General features: G+C 72.0%; 23 protein-coding genes. 9 read left to right on the top strand and 14 right to left on the bottom strand.

What is annotated here, in order from left to right:
* Positions 1-32: 32 nt before the first annotated feature.
* The 8 genes from BLV96_RS13465 to BLV96_RS13435 form a co-directional block, all read right to left on the bottom strand.
* The gene (locus BLV96_RS13465) at positions 33-1,520 is read right to left on the bottom strand and encodes an alpha/beta hydrolase (protein ID WP_086673438.1); all 1,488 of its coding nucleotides are present in this window, start codon (positions 1,518-1,520) and stop codon (positions 33-35) included.
* A gap of 83 nt (positions 1,521-1,603) precedes the next feature.
* Entirely contained in the window at positions 1,604-2,968 is a 1,365-nt protein-coding gene (locus BLV96_RS13460) for an MDR family MFS transporter (RefSeq protein WP_086673440.1), read from the bottom strand.
* Between the two features lie 91 nt (positions 2,969-3,059).
* Positions 3,060-3,362 carry a hypothetical protein gene (locus BLV96_RS50655; protein WP_244180211.1) on the bottom strand — a complete coding sequence of 101 codons (303 nt, stop codon included), beginning with the start codon at positions 3,360-3,362 and terminating at the stop codon, positions 3,060-3,062.
* 17 nt (positions 3,363-3,379) lie between these two features.
* A complete protein-coding gene (locus BLV96_RS13455) occupies positions 3,380-4,051 on the bottom strand; it encodes a hypothetical protein (protein WP_244180210.1) in 672 nt (223 codons plus the stop codon).
* Positions 4,051-5,037, bottom strand: a complete 987-nt coding sequence (locus tag BLV96_RS13450) for a substrate-binding domain-containing protein (protein ID WP_086673443.1) — start codon at positions 5,035-5,037, stop codon at positions 4,051-4,053. Before BLV96_RS13450 ends, BLV96_RS13455 begins: the two co-directional genes overlap by 1 nt.
* A 14-nt stretch (positions 5,038-5,051) precedes the next feature.
* The gene (locus tag BLV96_RS13445; RefSeq protein ID WP_086673445.1) at positions 5,052-6,056 is read right to left on the bottom strand and encodes an ABC transporter permease; all 1,005 of its coding nucleotides are present in this window, start codon (positions 6,054-6,056) and stop codon (positions 5,052-5,054) included.
* The gene (locus BLV96_RS13440; RefSeq protein WP_086673447.1) at positions 6,053-7,582 is read right to left on the bottom strand and encodes a sugar ABC transporter ATP-binding protein; all 1,530 of its coding nucleotides are present in this window, start codon (positions 7,580-7,582) and stop codon (positions 6,053-6,055) included. Before BLV96_RS13440 ends, BLV96_RS13445 begins: the two co-directional genes overlap by 4 nt.
* 69 nt (positions 7,583-7,651) lie before the next feature.
* On the bottom strand, positions 7,652-8,665 hold the full coding sequence (locus BLV96_RS13435) for a LacI family DNA-binding transcriptional regulator (protein ID WP_086673449.1): 1,014 nt from the start codon (positions 8,663-8,665) through the stop codon (positions 7,652-7,654).
* A gap of 93 nt (positions 8,666-8,758) precedes the next feature.
* On the opposite strand from BLV96_RS13435, the gene BLV96_RS13430 reads away from it, so the two are divergent.
* The gene (locus tag BLV96_RS13430; RefSeq protein ID WP_086673451.1) at positions 8,759-10,243 is read left to right on the top strand and encodes an FGGY-family carbohydrate kinase; all 1,485 of its coding nucleotides are present in this window, start codon (positions 8,759-8,761) and stop codon (positions 10,241-10,243) included.
* Between the two features lie 12 nt (positions 10,244-10,255).
* On the opposite strand, the gene BLV96_RS13425 is transcribed toward BLV96_RS13430, so the two are convergent.
* From BLV96_RS13425 to BLV96_RS13415, 3 genes are all read right to left on the bottom strand, one after another.
* On the bottom strand, positions 10,256-10,570 hold the full coding sequence (locus tag BLV96_RS13425) for a hypothetical protein (protein WP_208608226.1): 315 nt from the start codon (positions 10,568-10,570) through the stop codon (positions 10,256-10,258).
* Between the two features lie 291 nt (positions 10,571-10,861).
* Complete coding sequence (locus tag BLV96_RS13420) at positions 10,862-11,755, bottom strand: SMP-30/gluconolactonase/LRE family protein (protein ID WP_244180209.1); 894 nt, start codon at positions 11,753-11,755, stop codon at positions 10,862-10,864.
* A 123-nt stretch (positions 11,756-11,878) separates the two neighbouring features.
* Positions 11,879-12,343, bottom strand: coding sequence for a GNAT family N-acetyltransferase (locus BLV96_RS13415; RefSeq protein ID WP_086673455.1), 465 nt, complete (start codon positions 12,341-12,343; stop codon positions 11,879-11,881).
* A 70-nt stretch (positions 12,344-12,413) separates the two neighbouring features.
* On the opposite strand from BLV96_RS13415, the gene BLV96_RS13410 reads away from it, so the two are divergent.
* Positions 12,414-13,010 (top strand): TetR/AcrR family transcriptional regulator, encoded by a 597-nt coding sequence (locus BLV96_RS13410; RefSeq protein WP_086673457.1) that lies wholly within the window; start codon positions 12,414-12,416, stop codon positions 13,008-13,010.
* 4 nt (positions 13,011-13,014) lie between these two features.
* On the opposite strand, the gene BLV96_RS13405 is transcribed toward BLV96_RS13410, so the two are convergent.
* Complete coding sequence (locus tag BLV96_RS13405; RefSeq protein ID WP_086673459.1) at positions 13,015-13,992, bottom strand: helix-turn-helix domain-containing protein; 978 nt, start codon at positions 13,990-13,992, stop codon at positions 13,015-13,017.
* A 43-nt stretch (positions 13,993-14,035) separates the two neighbouring features.
* Between BLV96_RS13405 and BLV96_RS13400 the strand changes: the two genes are divergently transcribed.
* From BLV96_RS13400 to BLV96_RS13370, 7 genes are all read left to right on the top strand, one after another.
* Complete coding sequence (locus tag BLV96_RS13400; protein ID WP_086673461.1) at positions 14,036-14,425, top strand: cupin domain-containing protein; 390 nt, start codon at positions 14,036-14,038, stop codon at positions 14,423-14,425.
* A gap of 10 nt (positions 14,426-14,435) precedes the next feature.
* Positions 14,436-15,011: a GNAT family N-acetyltransferase gene (locus BLV96_RS13395; protein WP_086673463.1), complete on the top strand. Its 576-nt coding sequence runs from the start codon at positions 14,436-14,438 to the stop codon at positions 15,009-15,011.
* Between the two features lie 32 nt (positions 15,012-15,043).
* Positions 15,044-15,547: a winged helix-turn-helix transcriptional regulator gene (locus BLV96_RS13390; protein WP_086673465.1), complete on the top strand. Its 504-nt coding sequence runs from the start codon at positions 15,044-15,046 to the stop codon at positions 15,545-15,547.
* A gap of 68 nt (positions 15,548-15,615) precedes the next feature.
* Positions 15,616-16,107 carry an SRPBCC family protein gene (locus BLV96_RS13385; RefSeq protein WP_086673467.1) on the top strand — a complete coding sequence of 164 codons (492 nt, stop codon included), beginning with the start codon at positions 15,616-15,618 and terminating at the stop codon, positions 16,105-16,107.
* The gene (locus tag BLV96_RS13380; protein ID WP_086673469.1) at positions 16,104-17,129 is read left to right on the top strand and encodes an LLM class flavin-dependent oxidoreductase; all 1,026 of its coding nucleotides are present in this window, start codon (positions 16,104-16,106) and stop codon (positions 17,127-17,129) included. The genes BLV96_RS13385 and BLV96_RS13380 overlap by 4 nt, the downstream gene beginning before the upstream one ends.
* Entirely contained in the window at positions 17,126-19,441 is a 2,316-nt protein-coding gene (locus tag BLV96_RS13375) for a molybdopterin-dependent oxidoreductase (protein WP_086673471.1), read from the top strand. Before BLV96_RS13380 ends, BLV96_RS13375 begins: the two co-directional genes overlap by 4 nt.
* Before the next feature lie 44 nt (positions 19,442-19,485).
* Entirely contained in the window at positions 19,486-20,031 is a 546-nt protein-coding gene (locus BLV96_RS13370) for a dihydrofolate reductase family protein (protein WP_086673473.1), read from the top strand.
* 2 nt (positions 20,032-20,033) lie between these two features.
* Here the strand turns inward: BLV96_RS13370 and BLV96_RS13365 are convergent, their stop codons facing one another.
* Both BLV96_RS13365 and BLV96_RS13360 read right to left on the bottom strand, forming a co-directional pair.
* Positions 20,034-20,759, bottom strand: a complete 726-nt coding sequence (locus tag BLV96_RS13365) for a hypothetical protein (RefSeq protein ID WP_086673475.1) — start codon at positions 20,757-20,759, stop codon at positions 20,034-20,036.
* A gap of 208 nt (positions 20,760-20,967) precedes the next feature.
* A complete protein-coding gene (locus tag BLV96_RS13360) occupies positions 20,968-21,690 on the bottom strand; it encodes a hypothetical protein (protein WP_086673476.1) in 723 nt (240 codons plus the stop codon).
* Between the last annotated feature and the right edge of the window lie 20 nt (positions 21,691-21,710).

Genomic DNA, 21,710 nt, shown 5'->3' with positions numbered 1-21,710 from the left:
TTGTGCCTCGTTCCGGCCACGCGACGGAAGCGTCAGAAGCCGATCGTCGACGGCGGTTTCGGCCCGGCGATCCGGGCTTCGGCCGACCCCGGCTCCACCGCCGCGCAGTGCGTGCCGCGCGCCGGGAGCTTGCCGGTGATCAGGTAGTCGTCGGTTGCCTTGATCACGCACTGGCTGTTCTTGGAGTACGCGCCGTGGCCCCAGCCGTCGTAGGTGAGCAACGTGCTGCCGCTCTGCCGGGCCGCGGCCTGCGACCACGCGTACGGCGTCGCCGGGTCGTACTTGCTGCTCAGCATCAGCAACGGCGGCGCGCCGTGGACCTGCAGCGGGTGCTGCGGGTTGCTGGTCTTGTTCGGCCAGCCGACGCAGCCGGTGACCGCCCGCCAGCCCAGCGAGTTGACCTTGACGTCCGGTGCGAGCGCCGCGGCCGTCCGGCGGTAGGCCTCGAGCTCGGCGTAGTTGTGCACCGGCAGGTTCCAGTCGTCGCAGAACACGCTCTGGAACACGGTGTTGACCGGGATGTCGTCCTTCAGCCGCGCCGACGCGGGCGGCGGGGTGCCGTCCGCGAGCGACTTGAGGACCGTCGCCAGCCTGTCCCAGCTCGGGCCGTAGAAGGAGCCCTGGATCAGCCCCGCGAGCGAAAGCGGCGTGACGACCTCACCGCTCTGCGGGTCTTTCAGTTCCCCGCGCGCGGCTTTGTCCTGCAGGTCTCGCGTCAGCTTCGAGACGTCCCGGCCGTGCAACGCGCAGCTCGGCGTCCGGTCGCACCACGCGACGAACTCGCCGAACTCCGCCTGCACCGACTGCGTTTCGCTGTTCAGGAACTGGAACGCGGTGAACTGCGAATGGTCCATGTTGCTGTCCAGCACGAGCGCGCGGACCTTGTCCGGGAACAACTCGGCGTACTGCTGGCCCATCAGGGTGCCGTAGGAAACCCCGTAATAGGTCAGCTTCCGGTCGCCGAGCGCGGCGCGGATCGCGTCCATGTCCCGCGCGACGCTGGCGGTGTCGCCGAACCGGCCCAATGGCCCGGAAAGCCGGTTGCAGCTCTCGCCGAGCTTCCGGTTGTACGCCGCGAGCTGCTCGAATTCGGCTTGGTTGCGCGGAACTTCCGGGTGGTCGGCGATGACTTCGTCGAGCCCGCACTTGATCTGCGTGCTGCCGCCGACGCCGCGCGGGTCGAAACCGACGGTGTCGAACCGCTTGGTGATCTCCGGCGAAAGCGACCAGCCGGCCTCGACCTCGCCGGCGCCCGGCCCGCCGGGGCCGCCCGGGTCCATCAGGATCGACCCGATGCGCGCCGCCGGATCGGTGGCCTTGCGCCGCGCGAGCGCGATGCTCGCGGTGCCGCGATCCGGGTGGGCCCAGTCGATCGGCACGGTCACCGTGCCGCAGTCCACGCCCGGCGCGTCCGCGCACGGCTGCCAGTCGATCGCCGCCGGGGCCGCGTTCGCCGGCGTCGCCGCCAGCAGGCTCCCCAGTACCGCGGTCGCGGTCAACAGCTTCGCTACCCCCGCCATGCCAGCCCTTCCCCTTTACCGACAGTGGTTGTCCGGCTCCAGGAAATCACCAATCGGGGGTTCGCGCCAGGTTCCCAGGTGGATCAGGCCGTGGTGTCCACTGTGGACGTACGCTCCGCGTGCCGGAGCCACGCCGTCGCCGCGGTGCCGAGCGCGCACACGGCACCCAGGACACCGAAGGCCCAGCCGAACCCGGTCGCCGGGCCGGCGGTGAGGCCGCGCGACAGCACGATCACGCACAACGCGCCCCCGGCCGCGCCGCCCACGCGCATCACGATGTTGACCAACGCCGTCGCGTGGCCGAGTTCGCCGGCGGCGACCGACGCGTACGCCGCCGTCGACGCGGGCATGATCGACAGCCCGAGTCCCGCGCCGCGGACCACGAGCAGCACCTGGATCAGCCACATCGGCGCGTCCGGGCCGAGCCACGGTAGCGGGACGGTCGCCGCCAGCACCACCACCGACCCGGTGAGCGAGACGGTGCCGCCGCCGTGGCGGTCGGTGAGCCGGCCGGCGACGAGCACGAACACCGTCGTGGCCAGGCCCATCGGCGCGAGCAGGACGCCGGCTTCGGCGGGGCCGGCCCCGAGGCGGACCTGGAACCACAGCGGCAGCACCAGGACCGCGCCGAACATCCCGGCGCCGGCGAGCAGGACCGACGCCAGCGCCGGGCCCATGACCGGCCGCGCGGCCAGCCGCAGGTCCAGCACCGGGTGCCGCACGCGCAGCGAACGCCGGACGAACGCCGCGAGCGCGACGGCGCCGACGGCCGCGAACAGCGCGTTCCGCTCGGTGAGCGTGTAGACGAGCAGCGGCAGGCCGAGAGTGATCAGGGCCAGGCCGGGCCAGTCCACCGGCGGCGGCTGCCCGCGGTCGCCGCGCGGGACGTACCGCAGCGCCAGGCCGAACGCGAGCAGGCCGATCGGCAGGTTGAGCCAGAACAGCACCGGCCAGGAGAAGTGCGCGAGCAGGAAGCCGCCGACGCTCGGCCCGACGACCGGCGCCAGCCCGACGACCAGGCCGAGCGTGCCCATGGTGCGGCCGAGCCGGTCCGGGCCGACGGCCAGCCCGATCACGGTCTGCCCGGCGGTGACCATGACTCCGGTGGCCATGCCCTGCAGGGCGCGGAAGGCGATCAGCGTGCCGGCGTCCGGGGCGAGGGCGCAGGCGATCGACGTGAGCAGGAACGCGGCCAGGGCCCAGAGCCAGAGCCGTCCGGCGCCGAGTTTCCTGACGAGCCACGGGGTCAGCGGGAGGGCGGCGGAGAGGCCGAGCAGGAAGGCCGTCGCCACCCACTGGATTTCGATGAGGCTGACCCCCAGGTGCAGCCTCATCGATTCCAGCCCGACCGCGACGATCGAGCCGTCCATGTTGCCCAGGAAACCGCCGAGGGCCATGACGCCGGAGGCGATCCAGACCGCGCGGGGGATGGGCGGGGCAGTGGTCATGGTGCCGACGGTAGAAGTTCGAGGAAGGTTGAAGTCAAGCGAGCGAGCAGCCCCCGGTTTCCACGCTAGCGGAGGGGACCGACAGTTCCGCTCACCCGCGGGTGAACTCGTCCAGGGTTGTCCCCATCAGCTCGCACACCGCCCGCAGCTCAGCCCGCCGGTCGCCCGGCACCGCGTGGATGTGATTGGCCCCGAAACGGGACAAGAACGTCGACGCCGGTGTGTCGAGCCGGGCGAACGCGTGGGGCCACTCCGGGGTCGACCGCGCCCCCAGTGCCGAAGTCGTTTCCTCGTCGTAGTTTTCGAACGAACCCAGCATGAGCTGCAGCCGGTAGTGGCCGTCCAGGCGGGTCAGCCTGGCCAACGTCATCTCGCCCGGCGCCGCGATGTCCATCGTCGCGAAGTGCTGCGTCAGCTCGGGCTGCCCCTTTGATGCCGGTGAAGTCCAGGCTCCCCTCCGAAATCAGTGAACGCATCACGAGGTACGCGCCGATCTGCCGCTCCAGCCACTCCCGCGCCCCGCGCTTCTCCGCCGGGTCGGCCGCTTCCGCCCGCCAGACGACCTCCCACTGGTCGATCTCCTCGACGTCGATGCCGAACTCGCGTTGCCACTGGTCCGTGTTGGCGACGGCCGTGTTCATGCCCATCGGCCGCCCGGGCGAGGACCCCGATCGGGGCGACGACGTCCGGCGGGGCGCCCCAGAGCCGCGTGTGCCGCCGGCCGATCTGGTCGAGCGCGCCGCCCGCCGCGAGCATGCCGACCATGCCCGGCTGCACCGGATCCAGGGTGGCCACCAGGACCAGCGGCCCGGTCAACGCGCCCGCGGCGAGCATCGTGAAGTGCGGGAACGCCCAGACGCAGTAGTGCAGCACGGTCAGGTCGACGCCGGCCGCCTCGAGCTCGCGCTCGGACGACGTCGCCAGTGTGCCGGCCGAGATCGGCGCCGACGCCCGGACGACGTCGTGGCCCTCCGCCACGAGCGCCGCGACCAAGCGGTCCTCGTTCTCCCGCACGAAGCCCGCGATTCCACTGTGGACGTAGTCGCGGCCGTTGGACGGCGAGAGGACGCCGATCCGGGCCATCAGCGGTTGCCCCGCGCGTACACCTCGGCGGCGTTCGCCTGCGTGACCAGCTGCGTCGGCAGCATCTGCGTCTTCGCCGGCTTCGCGCAGTCGACGAGGATGCTCTTCGCCGACGCCACCGCTTCGCGCCCGCCCGTCGGGTAGACGAACGTCGCCGCGAGGCGGCCGGCCTCGACCGCCTTGATCCCGCCGGACGGGATCGGCAGGCCGTCGATGCCGATGAACTTGACCTTCCGGTCCAGGCCCGCGGCCTTCGCGGCGAGGTACGCGCCTTCGGCCATCGGGTCGTTCTGGGAGTAGACGGCCTGGATCTCCGGGTGCGCCTTGAAGATCGCGTCGGCCTGCTGCTGGCCCTTCTCGCGCAGCCAGTCACCGTCCACAGTGGTCACGATGTCGATGCCGCGGCCCTCGATGCCCTTCGCGAAGCCGTCCTGGCGCTCCTTGGCCGGGGTTGACCCGGCGAGCCCGCGGATCTCGGCGATCTTCCCGCCCTGGGGCAGTACTTTGTCCGCCAGATACCGGCCCGCCTGCCGGCCGATGTCGACGTTGTCGGCGCCGATCCACTGCGTGTACGCGTCGCCGTCGACCTTGCGGTCCAGCACCAGCACCGGGATGCCCTTGTCGTAGGCCTTCTTGACGACGGCGGTCAGCGGCGTGGCCTCGTTCGGGCTGATGATCAGCAGGTCGATCCGCTGCGTCAGGAAGTTCTCGACGTCGGCGACCTGCTTCGAGTTGTCCTGCTGCGCGTCGGCGAAGTTCACGGTGAACTGCGGCACCCCGCGGGCCGCGCGGGCGATGTCGTCGTCCATCTGCTTGCGGTAGGGCTCGCTGAGGTTGGCCTGGCTGACGCCGATCGTGTACTTCCCGGCGGCGCCCTTGCAGGCCGCCGCGGACGTCGTCGCGCCCTGCCCCGAGTTCTCGTGCGTGGTGCCGCACGCGGCCAGGAGCAGGACGAGCGCGGGTAGCGCGAAGTGCTTGCCGGACATCTCTTTCTTCCCCTCTACGGTGTCGGACGCAGCCGCTGCAGACCCGCGGCGACCACGATGACCAGGCCTTTGATCAGGAGCTGCACGTTGGGGTCGACGCTGTTGAGCGCCAGGACGTTGTTGAGCACGCCCAGCAGCAGCGCGCCGGCGACGGTGCCGGACACCGAGCCGCGACCGCCCGAGAGCGCCGTGCCGCCGATCACGACCGCGGCGATCGCGTCGAGCTCGTAGCCGCTGCCGTCGTTGGGGCTGCCCTGGTTCAGCTGGCCGGCGTGGATGATCCCGGCGAGCGCGGCGAGCAGCCCGCTCAGGCCGTAGACCAGCACTTTCACCCTCGTGACGGCGACGCCGGAGAGTCGTGCGGCCTTCTCGTTGCCGCCGATCGCGTAGACGTGCCGCGCGAACGCGCTGGTGCGCAGGAAGACGATGGCCGCGACGGCGACCACGGCGAAGATCACCGCGGGGATCGGCACCAGCCCGTTGAACGTCCGCTCGCCGAGCAGGGAGAACGCGACGGGCGCCTCGCCGGGGCCGTCGCCGTACGCGATCGCGACGCCCTGCCCGCCCGACCAGATCCGCGCCAGCCCGCGCGCGACCTGCAGCCCGGCGAGGGTGACGATGAACGCCTGGATGCCGAAGACCGCCGACGCGATGCCCTGCAGCAGGCCGAAAACCAGGCCGGCGGCGAGCACGACGAGCACCGCCGGGAGCACGCCGAAGCCGTCGTCCACCAGCAGCACGGCCGAGCCGACCGCGGCCAGCCCGAGCACCGCGCCGACCGACAGGTCGATCCCGCCGACCAGGATCACGAACGTCATGCCGACCGCGATGATGCCGATCTCGGCGATCGCGCGGACGACGTTGAAGAGGTTCTCGCCGCTGAGGAACACGAGTTCACCGTCGTGGCTCGGCGAGAACACGATCGCCGCGGCGAGCACCAGGACCAGGCCGAAGAGGCTCTGGAAGCGGAACAGCGCGGTCACGACGTCGCGCCGCGGCAGGAACTCGGTGGTGGTCAATCCGTTGCCCCCATCGCGGCGGCGAGCAGCTCGGCTTCGCCGGCGTCGTGCGTGTCGAGTTCGGCGGCGCCGCGGCCGTCGTGCAGGACGACGACGCGGTCGCACAGCCCGACCAGCTCGGCCGGCTCGGAGGAGGCGAGCAGGACGCCGATGCCGCGGGCGGCCGCGGCGGCCAGCAGCTGGTAGATCTCGGCCTTCGCGCCGACGTCGACGCCGCGTGTGGGCTCGTCGAGCAGGAGCAGCCGCGGTTCGGTGAGCAACGCGCGGCCCAGCACGACTTTCTGCTGGTTGCCGCCCGAGAGCGTGCCGACCGGGTCGGTGAGCGCCCCCTTGACCTTGAGGTCGCCGAGCACCTTCGCGACGGTGTCGTTCTCCCGCCGCCGGGTCAGGAAACCGGCCGTCGCCAGTCTGTCCACAACGGACAGCGCGGTGCTGGCGCGGACGGAGTGGGGCAGCGCCAGGCCGGCGATCCGGCGGTCCTCGGGGACCAGCGCCAGCCCGAGCCGGACGGCGTGCCGCGGGCTTCTCGGCCGGATTTCACTGCCACCGAGGGAAACGTGGCCGTGCCACCGGCCGGGTGTCCCGGCCCCGAACAGCGTCTCCAGCAGTTCCGTGCGCCCCGAACCGAGCAGCCCGCCCAGGCCGACGATCTCGCCGGCGCGGACGGTCAGCGTGATGCCTGCGGGCTCCCGGCGGCCGGGCCGGTGCCGCCGCGGCTGCAGCGCGAAGTCGTCGAGGCGGAGCAGTTCGTCGCCGGTTTCGCCGTGCTTGACGCGGAAGAACGCCTGGACCGGGCGACCGATCATCGCCTCGGTGACCCGCTCGACGGTCAGGTCGCGGGCGGTGAACTCCGCGGCGACCCGGCCGTTGCGCAGGACGGTCGCGCGGTCGGCGAGCCGGCCGATCTCCTCGAGCCGGTGGGAGATGTAGACGATGCCGGCGCCCGCGTCGCGCAGCTCGTCGATCACCTTGACCATCCGCTCCACCTCCGCGCCGGTGAGCGCGGACGTCGGCTCGTCCATGACCAGCACGCGCGCGTCGAGCGCGAGGGCCTTGGCGATGGCGACGAGCTGCTGCTCGCCGGTGCGCAGCTCGCCGACGGCGCGCTTCGGGTCGAGCGCGATCCCGGTGCGGGCCAGCAGTTCGCGCGTCTCGCGGTGCATGCGCTGCCGCGCGACCGCGCCGAGCTTCGTGTGCGGCTCGCGGCCGAGGAAGATGTTGGCGGCGACGGAAAGCCCGGGGACGAGGTCGAGTTCCTGGGGGATGAGCGCGATGCCGCGGCGCTGCGCGTCGGCCGGGCCGCCGAACACGACGGGCTCGCCGTCGACCTCGATCGTGCCGCGGTACCCGGTGATGTCCCCGGACAGGATGCGCACGAGCGTCGACTTGCCGGCGCCGTTTTCCCCGAGCAGCGCGTGGACTTCGCCGCGGCGCACGGTGAAGTCCACGCCGTCGCACGCGAGCGCGCCGCCGTAGGCCTTGCTGATGCCGGTCAGCGCGACCAGCGGGGTACCCGGCTCTTCCATGACACCCCTCGCGTCGGCGGAAGATGGGAGTAATCGATTACTCGACGCTAGGGGCGATCCCGGGGTGTGTCAAGCGTCACTTCGGGCGGACTGACGGGCGGAGCTGCCGCGGACGATGAGCTGCGCGGCCATCGTCGTGGTGGTCGTCGCGCGGGATCCGTCGCCGATGCGGTCGAGCAGCAGCCGCGCGGCCAGCTGGCCCATCGCGTGGGCGGGCTGGGCGACGACGGTGAGCGCGGGCGAGATCAGCGTCGCCCACGGCGCGTCGTCGAACGACACGATCCCGACGTCGCGCCCGGGCCGCCGGCCGAGTTCCGCGAGCGCTTGCAGCACGCCGACGGACATCGTGCTGCTGGACACCAGGAGCGCGTCCGGCGGGTCGGGCCGGGTCAGCAGCTGGACCGCGGCTTCGCGGCCGCCGGTTTCCCGGAATTCGCAGCGGCGCACCAGTTTCGCGGCGTACTTCCGGCCCGCGGCGCGGAGTCCGTCGCGGTAACCGTCGAGCCGGTCGTCCGCCGTGGTGACGCCCGGTGGGCCGGCGATGCAGCCGATCCGCTCGTAGCCGTTTTCCGCCAGGTGGAGCACGGCTTCCCGGGCCGCGGCGCGGGAATCGAGGAGCACGGCGTCGCAGTCCGCCGAGTCGAGGCGGCGGTCGACCGTCACGATCGGTGTCCGGTGCGTGGTCAGCGGCCGGACGTCGCTGCCGCCGGTGGTCGGCGACATGATCACGCCCGCGAGCCGCTCCTGCGCCGCGACCTCGACGTACCGCCGTTCCTTGGCCGTGTTCTCGTCGGAGTTGCACAGCATCACCGAGTACCCGGCCGCCTGTGCCGCGTCCTCGACGCCGCGCGCGATCGCCGTGAAGAACGGGTTTTCGACGTCGGAGATGATGAGCGCCAGCACCGCGGTCTCGCGGCGGCGCAGGCTGCGCGCGAGGCCGTTCGGCGTGTAGCCGAGTTCCGCCACGGCCCGGGCGACGCGCTCGGCCAGCACCGGGTCCACAGTGGACTTGCCGTTGAGCGCCCTGGACACGGTCGCGGTGGAGACGCCGGCCAGTGCCGCCACGTCGGAGATCGTCGCCACGCGCGTCCTCGTTCGCTCTCGTTGACAGTGCTCTCGGCACACCATAGCGTGGTGGTAATCGATTTCCCGCAGGGTGAGTCCGTGGAGGGGCGGATGACGGGACTGCTGCTCGGCGTGGACATCGGCACGGCCGGTTCGAAGGGGGTGCTGGTGGACCCCGGCGGCGCGGTGCTCGCCCGGTCCGTCCGGGAGCACACCGTCTCGACGCCGCGGCCGGGCTGGTTCGAGCACGACGCCGAAAAGGTCTGGTGGGCGGACTTCTCCGCGATCATCGCCGACCTGCTGCGGGCCGCCGAAGGGCGGCCGCTGGCCGGGCTGGGGGTCAGCGGCATCGGGCCGTGCCTCCTCCCGGCGTCGGCCACGGGCGAGCCGCTGCGGCCGGCGATCCTCTACGGCGTCGACACCCGCGCGGGCGCGGAGATCGCGTCGCTGAACGCCGAACTGGGGGCGGCCGAAATCCTGGCGCGCGGGGGTTCGCCGCTGACGAGCCAGGCGGTCGGGCCGAAGGTGCGCTGGCTGGCGCGGCACGAGCCGGACGTCTACGCGCGCACCCGCAAGCTGCTGATGGCGAGCTCGTTCCTGGTGCACCGGCTGACCGGCCGGTACGTCCTGGACCACCACTCGGCGAGCCAGTGCACGCCGATGTACGACCTCGCGGCCGGGAAGTGGGCCGAGGACTGGGCTTCGCACGTCGCACCGGGGCTGGCGCTGCCGGAACTGCTGTGGCCGACGGAGGTCGCGGGAGAGGTGACCGCGGCCGCGGCGGCGCTGACGGGGCTGCCCGAGGGGCTGCCGGTGACGGCGGGGACGGTCGACGCGTGGGCCGAGGCGGCGAGCGTCGGGGTCCGCGAGCCGGGTGACGTGATGGTCATGTACGGCACGACGATGTTCCTGGTCCAGGTGCTCACCGAACCGCGTCCGCACCCCGGCCTGTGGGGTACGCGCGGGGTGACGCCGGGCAGTTTCACGCTCGCGGCGGGCATGGCGACGTCCGGCGCGGTGACGGGCTGGCTGCGCGAACTGACCGGCGGCTCGTACGCGGATCTGGTGTCGGAGGCGGCTTCGGTGCCGGCGGGCAGCCGCGGGCTGCTGATGCTGCCGTACTTCGCGGGCGAGCGGACGCCGTTGTTCGACCCGGACGCGCGCGGCGTGCTGGCGGGGCTCACGACGTCGCACGGCCGGGCCGAGATCTACCGCGCGGCCCTGGAGGGCACCGCGTACGGCGTGCGGCACAACCTGGAGGCGATGGCGGCGGCGGGTGGCGCGGCGGGCCGGCTGGTCGCGGTCGGCGGCGGGACGAAGGGCGGGCTGTGGACGCGGATCGTCTCGGACGTGACCGGGCTGCCGCAGCAGATCCCGGCGGAGACGATCGGGGCCTGCCTGGGTGACGCGCTGCTCGCGGCGGAGGCCGTGGGGATGGAACCGGCGCGGGGCAACCCGATCGCAGCGACGGTGACGCCGGATCCGGCGAACTTTGCGCGCTACGAGGAGTTCTACCGGCATTACCGGGCGTTGTACGAGGCCACCGCGGAGACGGCGCACTTCCTGGCGGAACAGCAGCGCGCGGCGACGCCGTGATCCGCGCCCCGGTCACTGGGCCGAGCGGCGGCGGTCGGCGACCGTCGCGCGGTAGTGCTCCAGCGCCGCCACGGATTGGGTGACCTGCTCGAAGCTCGGCAGCGCGTGCGCGTTCGCCACCAGCGTCATGTCCTTGCGCGGGATGTCCATGAAGCACACGTCGACGCCGAACTCGGCCGCGTGCTCGGCCACCTGCATCCGCCACGTCGGCAGGTCGTACTCGTCGCCGAGCCATTCGTGCAGGTAGACACACCACTTGCCGCGGCTGAGCTCGCCCGCGATCGCTTCCTGACCGACCAGGTACGGCTCGGTCACGCGGTCGTCCATGACCGTCCCCGGGTACACCAAGGCACTGCTTCCCTCCTGTCCGGCGGCGACCCCTACCTCCGGAAAGCGCTCTCTCGGCGTCAGCCTCCCCGCAGCGACCGAGCAGAGCGAGTCCCGGGAGCCGCTGTCGGCCCGGCCGGGACGGCGCAAACATACCGAGGGATTTGGCGCACAGCAACCATTTCGCCGGTGCGCGGCGGTTCCGTGACGGCGAGTGTGCACAGCTCGCGTGCGGATGCACGTGCCGATCATCGGTGATCGGCACGTGCGATCTGCACAATGCAAATTGCGCTACCTGGTGAGCGAGGCGCGGAGGAGGTTCGGCGATCCGCCGAAGTAGGCGCCGTCGGTGACGTACACCGTGTCGCCCCGGACGGCGACCGCGGTCGGGTTCGCCAGCCCGTCCGAAGTGGACAGAACGGTCCGCGCGCCGTCGCGGCCGATCGTCACGACCCGGTTGTCCTGGTTGACCGCGGCGACGACAGTGCCGCCGTGGAACGCGAAGTCGTCGACCGGGCCGAGACCCGACGCGACGACCCGGCCCGGTGCCCCGGTGAGCGGGAACCGGACGAGCGTGCCGCGGTCCAGGTTGGACACCCAGACCGCGCCGGCGTGGACCTTGATCCCGTTGGCGCCGAAGCCGGTCACCGGCGCGAGCAGGTCGCCGGTGGCGAAGGCGGTCACGCGCCCGTGCGAGACCCGCCAGACCGTCGAGCCGAACGAGTCGGCGACGAACAGGTCGCCGGTAGCCGGGTCGCGTGCGACGCCGTTCTGGAACCCGGACGGCGGCAGGGAAGCGACCTGGACCGGGGTGCCGCCGGGCCGGACCCGGTAGAGGCCGGTCGCCGCGGTGCCCGTCGAGACGGCGAAGTACAGGTCGCCGCCGGGTGCCCGGACGATGCCGCCGAGGAAGATTTTCCGGTGCACGACCGGGATGTCGCCGTCGGCCGGCACCGGGACGCGGGCGAGGACGCTCACCCGGCCACCGGGCGTGACCCGGCCGATTTCGCCGGTCCAGGCGAAGGTGAGGTCGGCGGAGCCGTCCGGCTCCAGGGCGATGTTTTCCGGCTGCTGCCCGGTGCCGGCGTCGAGGGGGATGATCCTCGACGCCGCCGTCGCGGGGGCCGCCGGCAGGGCGAAGACGGCGGCCGCGGCCAGCACGGCGCCGATCTGCTTGATGCGCAAGGGAAACTCCGGTTTCGTGAAGGGAACGGCGAAAAGAACCCCAGATCGCCGTGCCTTCGACGGTAGGCCCGGTGCGCTCCCGGCCACCAATAGCTCAGGCTGGGGTGGCCATCGGAAAACCGATCACAGGTCGCGGGCGAAACACCGCGAGAGCGCTTCGCCGACGTACGGCCCATAAGCGTCGATGGGTTCGTAGCCTTCGCGCTGGTAGAAGCGGATCGCGTCCGGCTGGCCGGTGCCCGTCTCCAGCAGCAGCCGGCCGATGCCCAGGCCGCGCGCGTGGTCTTCGAGCGCGCGCAGCACCGCGGTCGCGACGCCGGTGCCGCGGGCCGGCGGGTCGACGTACATCCGCTTGACCTCACCCGATCCCGGGCCGAGCAGGCGCAGCCCGCCGCAGGCCACGGCCGTGCCGCCGGCGTCCCGCGCGACGAGGAACACCGCGACGGTGTCCGCGGTCGGGGCCGCGCCGGGCTCGTGGTCGTCGGTGCCGTAGCGGGCGTCCAGTTCGGTGCGCTGGGCCGCGCGCAGCCGGACGGCGTCGGGATCGTCCCAGGTCACCGGCTCGATCGCGAAGGTGCAGTCGATCATCAGGTCGTACCCCCGTTTCGTAACGCTTGTTACCGTAGCAGCTGTTACGCTACCTCGGAAGGAGGTTCCCGTGCCGAAGCAGCGTGACGTCCAGGCGCAGCGGGAGCTGCTGTCGAACGCCGTCTGGCGGGTGCTCGCCGAGGACGGCCTGCCCGGGCTGACGCTGCGGGCGGTCGCCGAGCGCGCCGGCTGCACGACCGGCCTGGTGATGCACGCGTTCCCGGCGAAGAAGGCGCTGCTGCTGCACGCGCGCGACCTGCTCTACGCGCGCACCGCCGTCCGCGCCGACGCCGCCGAGGCCGCGAGCGCGGACGCGTCCGGCGCGCTGGCGGCGGTGCTCGGCCAGGCCGTCGACCTGCCGCACGGCCACCTCGAGGAATCCCGCGTGTGGGTCGGGTTCCTCGCGGCGGCCCTGGCCGACGAGGACCTGGCCGAACGCCACCGCGTGGCGAACCACTCGTTCCTGGCCCGGATCCGGCGGCTGGTGGCGGCGTGCCGTCCGGAGTGGACGGACGAGCGGCTCGAGCTGACGACGAAGAGCCTGGTGGGCCTGGTGGAGGGCTTGAACGTGCTGGCCGCGGCGGACCCGGAGGCCTACCCGGCCCGGTTGCAGCAGGCCGCGTTGTCGGCTGCGCTGAAAGATGTCGTGAGTGGTATTTCGGGTTAGAACCCTAATTGCCACTCACGAGGGCGGGGCCGAACCGGCGGCGGTACGCGCTCGGGCTCAACCCCGTGTGCCGGCGCAGCTGCAGACGCAAGTTGGCCGCCGTGCCGAAGCCGCTCGCCGAAGCCACCCGGTCCAGCCGTAGCTCGCCGCGCTCGATCAGGCGGCACGCCAGCGACACCCTCTCCGTCGTCAGCCACGCCAGCGGCGTCGTGCCCAGCTCCGCGCGGAACTTCCGGTGCAGCGTCGCCGGGCTGGTCGCCGCGCGCGTCGCCAGGTCGGTCACCGTCAAGGGCTGGTCCAGGCGGCTCAGCGCCCACGCGAGCACCGGCGCCAGCGACGTCTCCGGGACCGCGGGCACCGGCCGCGCGATGAACTGCTGCTGCCCGCCGTCGCGGTGGCCGGTGAACACCAGGCGGCGGCTGACCGCGTTGACGACTTCGGCGCCGTGATCACGCTGGATGAGGTGCAGGCCCAGGTCGAGCGAGGCCGCGCTGCCCGCCGCCGTCAGGACGTCGCCCTCGTCGACGAACAGCACGTCCGGCTCCCACCGCACCGCGGGGAACCGCGCGGCGAACTCCGCCGCCCACTGCCAGTGCGTGGTCGCCCGCTTGCCGTCCAGTACGCCGGCCTCGGCCAGCGCGAACGCGCCCGTGCAGAAGCTGACCAGCCGGGCCCCGCGGGCGGCGGCCCGGCGGATCGCCGCGATGACCGCCGGGTCCGTCGGCACGCCGGTGTCCGGCCGGGCCGGGGCGATTAGCGTGTCCGCCGTGTCGGCCGCCTCGATGCCGGCGACGCCGGTGAGCGTGAACATGCCGAGGTTCATCCGCACGTCCGGGGTCGCGGCACAGAGCGTGAAGTCGTACCAGGGCCGGTCCAGCTCCGGGCGCCGCAGGCCGAACAGCTCGGTCGCGACACCCATCTCGAACGGGTTCGACTCCGCCGTCACGATCGCGACGACCCGGTGCGAGAATTCTTGCGGCATGTGCGATTCCTAGCACTCGCGTCGGCGAAAAGCCAGGTCGACCATGGTGGGCATGAACCCGATCGACCTGAACGAAGTCCTCGCGACCTTCGACGCCGCCTGGAGCCCGCGGATCGTCACCCGCGTCAACGACTACGACATCCGGCTCGCCCGGTTCGACGGCGAGCACGTCTGGCACGTCCACACCGACACCGACGAGTTCTTCCTGGTTCTCGACGGCGAGATCGAGATCGGCGTGCGCGACCCGGACGAGCGCGTCGTCACGCTGTCGCGTGGCCAGGTCTTCGTGGTGCCGAAGGGGACGTTCCACAAGCCGTCGTCGAAGACGGGCGCGAGCGTGCTGCTCGTCGAGCCGGCCGGGACGCTCTCGGTCGGCGACGCGCACGACGAGGTGCCCGAGCACGTCGACGTCACCACCGGGCACCTGGTCTAACGTCGGGCGGATGCTGACTGTCGTACCCGTCGACGAGGCCTCCTGGGCGGACCTGGACGCGATCTTCGGCGACCGCGGGGATCCCGCCCGCTGCCGGTGCCAGTACTTCAAGCAGACGCCCGCGCAGTGGAAGGCGGGCACCCCGCCGGAGCGGGCCGAACGGTTCCGCGCGCAGACCGCGGACCACGCCACCGGGCTCGTCGCCTTCCTCGACGGCGAGCCCGCCGGCTGGTGCGCGGTCGAGCCACGCACGGCCTACCCGCACCTGCTCGGCAGCCGCGTCGTCTGGGCCGGCCGCGACGAAGACCCGGCGGACGACAGCGTCTGGGCGGTGACGTGCTTCGTCACCCGCAAAGGCTTCCGGCGCCGCGGGGTCAGTGCCGCGCTGGTGCAGGCTGTCCCGGACTTCGCCCGCGAACACGGTGCCCGCGCGGTCGAGGGCTACCCGATGCTGGTCGCGCCCGGGCAGAAGGTCGCCTGGCCCGCCGAACTGTTCGTCGGCACGGCCGGGATCTTCGCCGACGCGGGCTTCACCGAGGTCAGCCGCCCCACCGCACGCCGGGTGGTCATGCGGCTGACCTGCTGAGTCCTTCTCGAAAACGGCGTACGCTCGGCCGCATGAAACGGACCTCGTTCGCGCAGTGGCCGTGCTCGATCGCGCGCACCATGGACCTCCTCGGCGACTGGTGGACCCCGCTCGTGCTGCGGGACGCCTTCTACGGCGTCCGCCGCTTCGACGAGTTCCAGCAGGCGCTCGGCATCGCCCGCAACACCCTCGCCGACCGGCTCAAGCGGCTGGTCGAGGAGGGGCTGCTGGAGAAGGTCGCCTACCAGAGCGAGCCGGTGCGCTACGACTACGTCCTCACCGAAAAGGGCCGCGACTTCTACCCGGTCCTGCTCGCGATGACGCGGTGGGGCGACAAGTGGCTCGCCGCCGAAGCCGGCCCGCCGATCACCGTCCACCACCTCGCCTGCGGGCACGACACGCACGCCGAAATCGTCTGCGCGGAGTGCCGCGAACCGATGACGCCGGACGACACGCGCATGCGCCGCGGCCCCGGCTTCCCGCCGCGGCTGGCGCAGCGACCCGACGTCGAAGCCCGCTTCGCGCGGCAGGAGTGACGTTGACAGGGTAGGTCTATCTACGCAACTATCGTGGTCAACGGCTCAGTGAGGGGAGTGCGACCACGATGGAGTGGACCGGCGCGCGGTACGCGGACAGGCCGACGGCGGAGGTCTCGACCTGGATCGACGCCCTCCCCGAGGACGTCTGGCCGGTCGTCTCGGACATCTCGCTGATGCCGTCGCTGAGCGCGGAACTGCAGTCCGTCGAGTGGTGCGAGCAGGGCCGCACGTTCGTCGGCCGGAGCAAGCACGACGCTTTCGGCGAGTGGGAGACGACGTCGTACGTCGTCGAATGCGAGGCCCCGCGCGTGTTCTCGTGGGCCGTCGCGGACCCGGCCGAGCCGAGCGCGATCTGGAAGTTCACCCTCGAGCCCGACAACGGCGGCACGCGCCTGAGCCAGTGGATGCAGATGGGCCCGGGCCGGTCCGGGCTGTCGTTCGCCATCGACCGGATGCCCGAGAAGGAGCAGAAGATCGTCTTCGTGCGGCTGCGCGAATTCGAGACCGCGATGACCGGCAACCTCGCCGCGATCAAGGAGCGGATCGAGGGCCGATGAAGACCGCGACCACCGTCGAGTTCTCGAAGGACACCCGCGCGACGCTGGATTTCGTGCTGGAAGCGGAAAAGCTCGGTCTCGACGTCTGCTGGGTCGCCGAAGCTTGGGGCGCAGACGCGCCGTCCGCGCTCGGCTACCTCGCCGCCCGCACCGACCGGATCCGGCTCGGCTCCGGCATCGTCCAGCTCGGCACGCGCACGCCGGTCGCGATCGCGCAGGCGGCGCTGACGCTGGCCGACCTGTCCGGCGGCCGGTTCGCCCTGGGCCTGGGCCCGTCCGGGCCGCAGGTGATCGAGGGCCTGCACGGCGTCCCGTTCGCGAAACCGTTGACGCGCATGCGAGAGACCGTCGAGATCATCCGCCGGGCGTTCGCGGGGGAGAAGATTTCGTTCTCCGGCAAGGTGTTCGAGATCCCGCTGCCCGGCGAAGCGCGCCCGATGCGGCTGTCCACCGCGCCGAACCCGGACATCCCGATCTACCTGGCGACGCTGTCGCCGAAGCTCCTGGAGCTGACCGGCGAGGTCGCGGACGGCTGGCTCGGCACCAGCTTCGTGCCCGAAGGCGCTTCCGCGTACTTCGAGCCCCTCGACGCCGGGCTCGCGAAGTCGGGCCGCGCGCGTCAGGACATCGACGTCTGCCAGGGCGCCGAAGTCGCCTTCGCCGCCAACGAAGACGAGCTGCGCGTGCTGGTCGGCAGCCGCAAGAAGGAACTGGCCTTCAGCCTCGGCGGGATGGGCTCGGCCACCACGAACTTCTACAACGACGCCTACAGCCGCCAGGGCTGGGCCGACGTCGCCGGCGAAGTCCGCGAGCGCTGGCAGGCCGGCGACCGCGACGGCGCGACCGCGCTCGTCACCGACGAAATGGTCCTCGGCACCACCCTGATCGGCACCGAAGAGATGGTCCGCGACCGGCTGCGCGTCTGGCGCGACACCGGGGTCGACACGGTCCGGCTGTACCCGGCCGGCGAAACACTCGACGCGCGTCTCACGACGCTCGGCCGCGCATTGGAGCTGGTATGACCGGCGAATGGCACCGCACCGCGTGCAGCCTCTGCTACCTCAACTGCGGGCTGGAGGTGCAGCTCGACGGCCGGAAGATCACCCGCGTCCGCGGCGACAAGGCGCACCCGCGCTCGGGCGGCTACCTGTGTCAGAAGGCGCAGCGCCTGACCTGGTACGGCGACCACGCCGACCGGTTGACGACGCCGTTGCGCCGACGTCCCGACGGCACCCACGAGCCGATCGACTGGGAGACCGCGCTCACCGAGATCGCCGCGAAGCTGCACGAAATCCGGGACGCCGACACCGAAGCCGGCCGCCCGGGCTCGTTCGCCTACGTCGGCGGGGGCGGGCAGGGCAACCACTCCGGCGGCGCGTACGGCGCGTCGCTGCTGAAGTGGATGAAGTCGACGCGCCACTTCAACGCGCTGTCCCAGGAGAAAACCGGCGACTTCTGGGTCAACGGGCAGATGTACGGCTCGACGCTCGTGCACACCGCCGAGGACGTCGAGCACTGCGACCTGCTGCTCGTGCTCGGCTGCAACCCCTGGCAGGCGCACGGGTTCAGCAACGCCCGGCACGCGCTCAACACGATCAAGAACGACCCGGCGCGCCGGATGATCGTCATCGATCCGCGGCGCACGGAGACGGCGGAGATCGCCGACCTGCACCTGCCGCTGCGTCCGGGTACCGACGCCTACCTGCTGGGCGCGATCCTGGCGCTGCTGCTGGAGCGCGGGGGTGCGGATTCCGCGTTCCTCGCCGCGCGTACCGAAGGTTTCGACGAAGTCGCGGCGGTGCTGGCGAAGATCCCGGTGGACGAATGGATCGCGCACGCCGAAGTGTCCCGTGTGGACGTCGAGCAGGCCGTCGACCTGATCCTGGCCTCGACGGCCATGACCGTGCGCGTCGAACTGGGCATCCAGCAGGGCCGGCACTCGACGCTCAACAGCTACCTCGAGAAACTGTTGTACCTGGTCACCGGGCACTTCGGCCGCCGGGGCACGAACAACCTGCACTCGTGGCTGCTGCCGCTGTGGGGTTCGGGCAGCGGCAAGCGTTCCGACGTGACCGGGTTCGAGTACATCGGCGGCCTGCTGCCGGCGAACACCCTGGCCGAAGAAATCCTGACCGAGCACCCGAACCGCGTCCGCGCCCTGTGGGTCGAGTCGTCGAACCCGGCCAACACCTTCGCGGGCACGCGGGAAGTCGAACGCGCGATCCGGGAAACCGAGCTTTCGGTCGTCGTCGATGTCGCCTACACCGAGACGGCCGCGCTGGCGGACTACGTGCTGCCGGCGGCGTCGCAGCACGAGAAGTGGGAGTTCACGCTCTTCACCTTCGAGTGGCCGACGAACTACTTCCAGCTGCGGCCGCCGTTGCTGGACCCGTTGCCGGGCACGCTGGTCGAAGCCGAGATCTACACGCGGCTGTTCGACGCGCTGGGCGTGCTGCCGCCGTCGGACGTCCTGGCGTCGCTGGCCGCGGGGCCGCGTTCGGACCTGCAGGCCGGGATCGGGGCATTGGTCCAGGCGATGCCGGAGCGGTCCGCGATCCTGCCCGTGTTGCTCTACCGGACGTTGGGGGCGTCGCTGCCCGGCGGCGCGGCGTCGATCGCGCCGCTGTGGGCGGGGTGCCACCGCGCGGCGAAGACGATGACCGTGCCGGTGCAGCGGGCGCTGGGCAGTTCCGCCACCGGGGCTTCGCTGGGTGAGGAGCTGTTCGCGCGCGTGCTGGCCGGGCCGACGCCGTTTTCGACGCACGAGCAGGACGAGGTGTGGAGCCTGATGCGCCGGTCGCGCGTCCGGCTGGCCGTGCCGGAACTGCTGGACTGGCTCGGCTCGCTGGACCCGGCCGCGGAACGGCCTGACCCGGCGTTCCCGTATTCGCTGCTGAACGGGCAGCGCCGGGCGCACAACGCGAACCAGATCCTGCGCGACCCGCGCTGGCGCCGCACGGATCCCGACGGCGCGCTGCGGGCGCGTCCCGAAGAACTGGCGTCGATCGGTGCTTCGGCGGGCGACTGGGTGGCGGTCGTGACGCCGGCCGGCCGCGTGGTCGTCCGCGCCGAAGCCGATCCGGGGCTGCGGCCGGGACAGCTGGCGTTGCCCCACGGCTACGGCATGGCCCACCCGGACGCCGACGGCCGCCGCGTGGTCAGCGGTCCGCGGATCAACCTGCTGACCGACGCGCTCGACCGCGACCCGATCGCGGGGACGCCGCACCACAAGGACGTCCCGGCGCGGCTGGAGCCGGCGACGGAGGCGGAACGCGAGCGCGCGGAGTCCGACAGCGTGCGCGTTCGTGCGACTGTCGCGAGTGGACGATCCTGACGTTTCGCCGGTTTATAGTGGGACCCCTCAACCGAAGGGTGCCCATGCGCAAGATCGTTTCGAACCTGTTCATGTCGCTCGACGGCGTGGTCGAGGCGCCCGACCAGTGGTCGCTCCGGTACTGGACCGACGAGATCGGCCGGGCGGTCGGCGGCGGGATGGCCGCGGCCGACGCGATGCTGCTCGGGCGCGTCACCTACGAAGGGTTCGCCGAGGCGTGGCCGGGCCGGACCGTCGAGGACGACGAAGGTGCCGAGTTCATGAACAACGTGCGCAAGTACGTGCTTTCGTCCACGTTGTCCGAAGTGAGCTGGAACAACTCGACGCTGCTGACGGGCGACCCGGCCACGGCGGTCCGCGCGCTGAAAACCGAACCCGGCGGCGACATCATGACCAGCGGCAGCACGACGGCGGTGCGCTGGCTGCTGTCCGAGGGGCTGGTCGACGAGCTGAACCTGCTGCTGTACCCGATCGTCGTGGGCCGCGGGAAGCGGCTGTTCGCCGAGGACGGGCCGACGTTCCCGTTGGCGCTGAAGAAATCGGCGACGTTCGGCAACGGGGTCGTCCAGCTGACGTACGTCCCGGCCTGATCTCAGCCGATCGGGTGCTCCGGCGGTGCGAGGACCCGGTACTCGCACGCGCGGTCGTGCGGGAAGTAGTAGTGCGTCATCGTCCGGAACCCGGCCGCGGCGAGCACTTCCAATGCGGCCCTCAGCAGGATGTGGTGCGTCTCGATCGAGTAGGCCTGCAGCTCCGTCCGGTTCTGCGCGAGCAGGTCGTCCCGGTACTCCTTGGCGTTCTCGAGCGGGTTGCGCCACGTGAGGGTGATCCCGTAGGGCGGCAGCGTGAGGTTCAGCGCGATGTGGACGCCGGGCGCCGGGTCGAAGAGCCGCGTCTCGATGGTCGCGCCGATGCCCACCCGCGTGAGCTCCGCGTGGACCTGTCCGGCCAGGTCGCTCCACGCCGCGATCGCTTCCGGGGGCGCCAAGGTCACGATCTCCTCGGGGTCCTCCAGCCGGTCGACGACGAGCGGATCGGTCACCAGGGGTTCGCCCGGCGCTTCCGGGCCGCGGTCGTCCGACCGGATCCGCGCGACGAGCGCGGGATTCCACGGCGGGTCGACGGTCATCCACTCCGGCGCGCCGGCGGGCCAGGACGTGAACAGCAGCACGCACACGCGCCGGACGTGCGGGCCCAGTGACGGCCACAGTTCCCGCACCGACTCGAGGTCGAGCGCCGCGCGCAGGAACATCGAGATCACGGTGTGGCGGTCCGGGTCGCCGGGGCCGGCGAGCACGTCGTCGAGCACGGCCAGCACGCGACGGCGTTCCGCGGGACGCGAACGCGCGGCCCAAGCTGATGATCCGCATGCCCCGCGGCAGGCCTGCATCCGCCGGGTCACGGGGCGGGTAGCGCTCGCGCCAGCTCCGCACCTGCTCGGCGTCGAACCCGGCGAGGTGCTCGCTCGCCGCCAGTACCGCACCCCACCACGCCGGAACGTCGTTGGCCGTCATCGTTTCCGCCGCTCAGTCGAAGGGGATTTCCGGCGGGCCCAGGACCCGGCACACGCGCGAACGGCCGTACCGGAAGTCGTACCGCACCGCGGTCTTGAACCCGGCCGCGGCGAGCACGTCCAGCGCCGCCCGCGCGAAGAGGTCCCGGACGTCGTCCACGTAGTCGCCCAGGTATCCGGAGTCGGTTCCGGTGAGGGCCTGGTACCGCGCCGATTCGGCGTCGAGGGGGTTCCACTCCAGGAAGACGCCGGCGGGTTCTTCGGCGCTCACCGACAGCACGACGCCCGTCGGTGCCGGGCGGGCGCCACGCGGAACCACCGTCGCGGGCAGACCGCACCGCTCGAGTTCGTCCCTGGCCAGTTCCGCGAGTTCCGGCCAGGAAGCGGGATCCGCGCCGGCGGCCGGCCGGTGCCCGGCGATCAGGTCCAGCTCGCGCCGCACCCGGTCACCCAGGTCCGCGGGGCGCGGCCGGCGGGCGAGGGGCCACAAGAAGGTCAAGGCGATCGCGCGGCGGTGCGGTTCGCTTTCGTCGCCGAGGAGGTCGTCCAGCACCGCCAGGACGCGGCCGAGTTCGGCGTCACCGACCTCGGCCGCGAACCCCCGGGCCAGTTCCCCGATCCGCAAGCAGGCTTCCGCGCCGGGTCCGAACCCGTGTTCGTTCACCTGAAGTGGCTCCACCGCGGCGAGGTGCTCGCTCACCGCCACCACCCGCTGCCACCACCCGGGGATCCCCATGATCGGCAGCCTAGCGGCCG

The sequence above is a fragment of the Amycolatopsis pretoriensis genome (assembly GCF_900107925.1).
Taxonomy (GTDB): Bacteria; Actinomycetota; Actinomycetes; order Mycobacteriales; family Pseudonocardiaceae; genus Amycolatopsis; species Amycolatopsis pretoriensis.
The sequence above is the reverse complement of the archived record's forward strand: the minus strand, read 5'-3'. Positions and strand labels throughout refer to the sequence as shown.